Source organism: Micromonospora sp. NPDC000207, assembly GCF_040300925.1.
Classification (GTDB): domain Bacteria; phylum Actinomycetota; class Actinomycetes; order Mycobacteriales; family Micromonosporaceae; genus Micromonospora.
Genome location: NZ_JBEPEQ010000211.1, coordinates 1 through 3,530 on the forward strand (window position 1 = coordinate 1; position 3,530 = coordinate 3,530).

The 3,530-nt window shown below is 70.1% G+C and carries 3 protein-coding genes; all 3 read right to left on the reverse strand.

The window, feature by feature from the left end; genetic code table 11:
* Nucleotides 1–139: 139 nt before the first annotated feature.
* A complete protein-coding gene (locus tag ABT336_RS27015; RefSeq protein ID WP_350900363.1) occupies nucleotides 140–934 on the reverse strand; it encodes an RNA polymerase sigma factor in 795 nt (264 codons plus the stop codon).
* Nucleotides 935–1,135: 201 nt separating this feature from the next.
* The gene (locus ABT336_RS27020) at nucleotides 1,136–1,798 is read right to left on the reverse strand and encodes a GNAT family N-acetyltransferase (RefSeq protein ID WP_350900365.1); all 663 of its coding nucleotides are present in this window, start codon (nucleotides 1,796–1,798) and stop codon (nucleotides 1,136–1,138) included.
* Nucleotides 1,799–1,806: 8 nt separating this feature from the next.
* On the reverse strand, nucleotides 1,807–3,309 hold the full coding sequence (locus ABT336_RS27025; RefSeq protein WP_350900367.1) for an APC family permease: 1,503 nt from the start codon (nucleotides 3,307–3,309) through the stop codon (nucleotides 1,807–1,809).
* Nucleotides 3,310–3,530 lie beyond the last annotated feature (221 nt).

Sequence of the window (3,530 nt, forward strand, 5' to 3'; positions counted from 1 at the left end):
ATCAGGAGGAGAGTGAGCAGGAGCGCCAGTGATCGGGTGAGGCGTAGCCGGAACAGGATCCAGGTGACCGTGGGCAGACCGGCCCTGGCCAGTGCGGCGATCAGCAGGACTCCCCCGATCAGTGCGATCAGCTCCGTACTCATGATGGGGTCCCCCGGCGCAGTCGGAGGTCGTGGCCTTCTGAGGGAGGGCGTTTCCTGGAGCGAGCCCGCGTCACTGCTTCGTCGAGGGCTTTGCTGTCGGCGGGGCCGGTGCGGGTTCGTACGGGGAGGGTGACGTCGGGTGTCACCGGATGGGCGGTGGGCCACTGGCGTAGGGGGATGGTCTCCGCCCGGTGTCGGGTGAGGGTGTGGATTGCCTGGTCTTGTAGGTCTCGGACGTCCTGGGTGGTGGTGCCGAGGGAGCGGGCGGTCTGGCTGAGGTTCTGGCCTGCCCAGAAGCGCAGGTGGAGGCATTGGCGGTGGCGGGTGTGGAGGTTTTGGTAGGCGGCGAGGGCTTGTTGGAGGTCGTGTTTGCGGATGACGGCTGCTTCGGCGCTGGTGGTGTGGTCGGGGGGCGTGTGGGGGGTGTAGTCGTCGGTGAGTCCGTGTGGGGTTTCGTAGCGGGTGGGGTGGGCTTTGAGGTGGTCCAGGAGGAGCCGGTGGGCGATGGTGTTCAGCCAGGCGCTGAGCCTGCGTCGGGGTTGGGTGTAGCGGTGCAGGTGTTTCCAGGCGCGGAGGAACGTCTCCGCGGTGATGTCCTCGGCGAGGGCTCGTCGGTGGGTGCCGGTCCGGAGGAGGACGTAGCCCAGGACGAGGTTGTGGTTGTCGCGGTAGAGGCGGGTGAAGGCGTCGTGGTCGCCGTTCTGGGCGTGGCGCACGAGGTTCCATTCGTGCTGCTTGTCCAGGCGGTCGGCGGGAGTGCGGGGGTCGGCGGTGGGTTTGGCGGAGGGCATGGGTTGTCACCTGGTCTGTGGGGGGTGGGTTCACTCGTCGGGGTGGGTCTTGGGTCGATGTCGGATGGCAGTGGTGTGGTGGGGCGGCCGTGGCGGCGTAGCGGCCACGGCGGGTGGGTGCGGGGGTCGGCGCGGTGATGACGGGGACGGGGACGTCGACGGGCCGTGCCGTCCGCTATTCCTGCCGGGCCGCGAGGTGGGTCATACCGGCATGCCGTCGGACATCCGGCAGCCCACTGTCGAGGCTGTGTCGAGGAATCCGGTGGGGAGGATGTTTTTGCCGGGTCGCCACATGCGCCAGATGGTGGGGCCGTCGGTGATGTGGATGGGGGTGCCGATCCGGTAGCCGAGTCGGTGGTAGAGGGCCCGGTTCCGCAGGTTGGTCGCTTCGAGGTAGGCGGGCGTTCCTGTGGTGTCAAGGCGTCGGTGGTAGCCGTCGAGGAGGGCTGCGCCGACGCCGTGGCCTTGCCGGTCAGGGTGGACGGCGAGGTAGGCGAGGTGGTGATGTGGCTCGCGTGGGTGGTTGGTGTCGAGGAGTGCGTCGAGCATGGAGAACAATGGGGCGTATCGGCCGGTGGCTCCGCCCAACGCAGCCAGATGGTCGGTGCTGGGTGGTGGTGGGGGTTGGGGGCGGGGGTACCAGATGGCGACGCCGCTGCGGTCCCTGGTCGTGTCGACGTGCCCGTGTGCAAGTGCGTGGCGTAGGACGGCGGTGAAGTAGGCGCGGTAGACGGTGGTGCGTTCGGTGGGGTCGGGGATGAGCCATTCGGCGACCGGTCCGGTGTGGAACGCGGCGGCGAGGACGGGGATGAGGGTGTCGGTGTCGTCGGGTGTCGCCCGGCGCACGGTCACGGTGTCGGTCATCGGGGTCCTCAGACAGGCTGGTGGTGGATGGTGTCGGAGGTGTGCAGGGTGGCGCTGTCGGCGCCGAGTCCGATCGCTTCGTAGGTGTCGGGGCGGGTGCGGCGCAGGATGTTCGCCCAGGTCGCACCGATGGCGGCGGCGAGGGCGTAGGTGGCGGGGAACGCCCACCGCAGTGGTGAGGTGGGGGTGACGCCGAGGAGGGTGGCGAACTCGGTGAGGGTGGCGGCGAGGATCGCGGCCAGGGCGACGGCGGCCAGGAGCGGAGCGAGGCGGGTGCGCCAGGTTCCTTCGTTCTGTCGGATGGCCGGGGTTTGGCGGTGGAAGAAGCCGGCCACGGCGGTGGAGGTGGTGGTCATGAGGATGAGGACGCCGAGGCCGCCGGTGACGGTGATCCAGAAGAACAGGTGCACGATCGGATCCGCCCCGACGGTCGCGTAGCCGGCTAGGACCAGCGCGGCGAGGACGCTCTGGACCAGGGAGCCGACCTTCGGCGCGCCGGTCAGACGGCTAGTCTGTCCCAGGACGGCGGGCAGGACTCGTTCCCGGCCGAGGGCGAACAGGTACCGGGCCACGGTGTGGTGAAAGCTGAGGAGGGCGGCGAAGAGGCTGGTGATGAACAGCAGCCGGGCCAGGGTGATGAGCGTGTCGGGAAGGTGGGGGGCGGTGAGGGTGAAGATGAGTTCGGTGCCGTCTGTGCGGGCGGCGTCGACGATGCGGTTCGGGCCGGTGGCCACGGACATCGCCCACGCCGACCCGGCGTAGAGCAGACCGGTCAGCCCGACGGCGGTGAACGTCGCGCGGGCGATGGTGCGTTTCGGGTCCCGGGTCTCCTCGGAGAACACGACCGTTCCTTCGAAGCCGACGAAGCCGGTGATCGCGGTGACCAGGGCTGCGCCGATGCCGGCGCTGACCACCAGGCCGGGGTGCAGGGTGTCGAGGGTGACCCCTTCTGGGGCGGGGTGGGTGAGCATCACCGCGTCGAAGACCACGACCACGGCGCACTCGGCGATGAGGACGGCGGCGAGGATCCGGCCGTTGAGGTCGATGCGCAGCAGGCCGAGGACCGCGACCACCGCCCACGCGGCGAGGGCGCACACCCACCACGCGACACCAGCCCCGTAGCGGCTGTTGAGGTAGTCGGCGGTGACGGCGCCGAAGCCGCCGTACAGGCCGATCTGCATCGCGTTGTACGCGACCAGGGCCACGGCTGCGGCGGCGACGCCGGCAGGCCGGCCGAGGCCGTGCCGGATGTAGGTGTAGAACGCCCCGGCGTTGACGATGTGGCGGGACATGGTCACGTAGCCGACGGCGAACAGGCCGAGGACGGCGGCGACGACCAGATACGCCACCGGGATACCGGTCACACCGGTGACCGCGTACCCGGTGGTCGCCCCACCCGCCACCACGGTCAACGGAGCGGCGGCGGCCACCACGAAGAACACCACGTGCGCGGTGCCGAGACGGCCTCGTGCCAGCGAGGCTGAGACGGTTGACGGTGCCGAACGAGTCATGGAGGTATCGCTTTCACGAGCAGGAAAGAGGAACCGGTCAGGGCCGAGCCGGTCAGGGCCGAAGCCGGTCAGGTGCGGTGGGACAGGACGGCTTTGCCGACGACGGCGTCCAGGTCGGCGAGCAGCTCCCGCACCGGCGGTGCCACGCCGGCGGCGGCCGTGCGGAGACGCTCGTGCGCGGCGGACCCGGCGCCGTCGAGGACAGCAGCGGCCATCTGGGT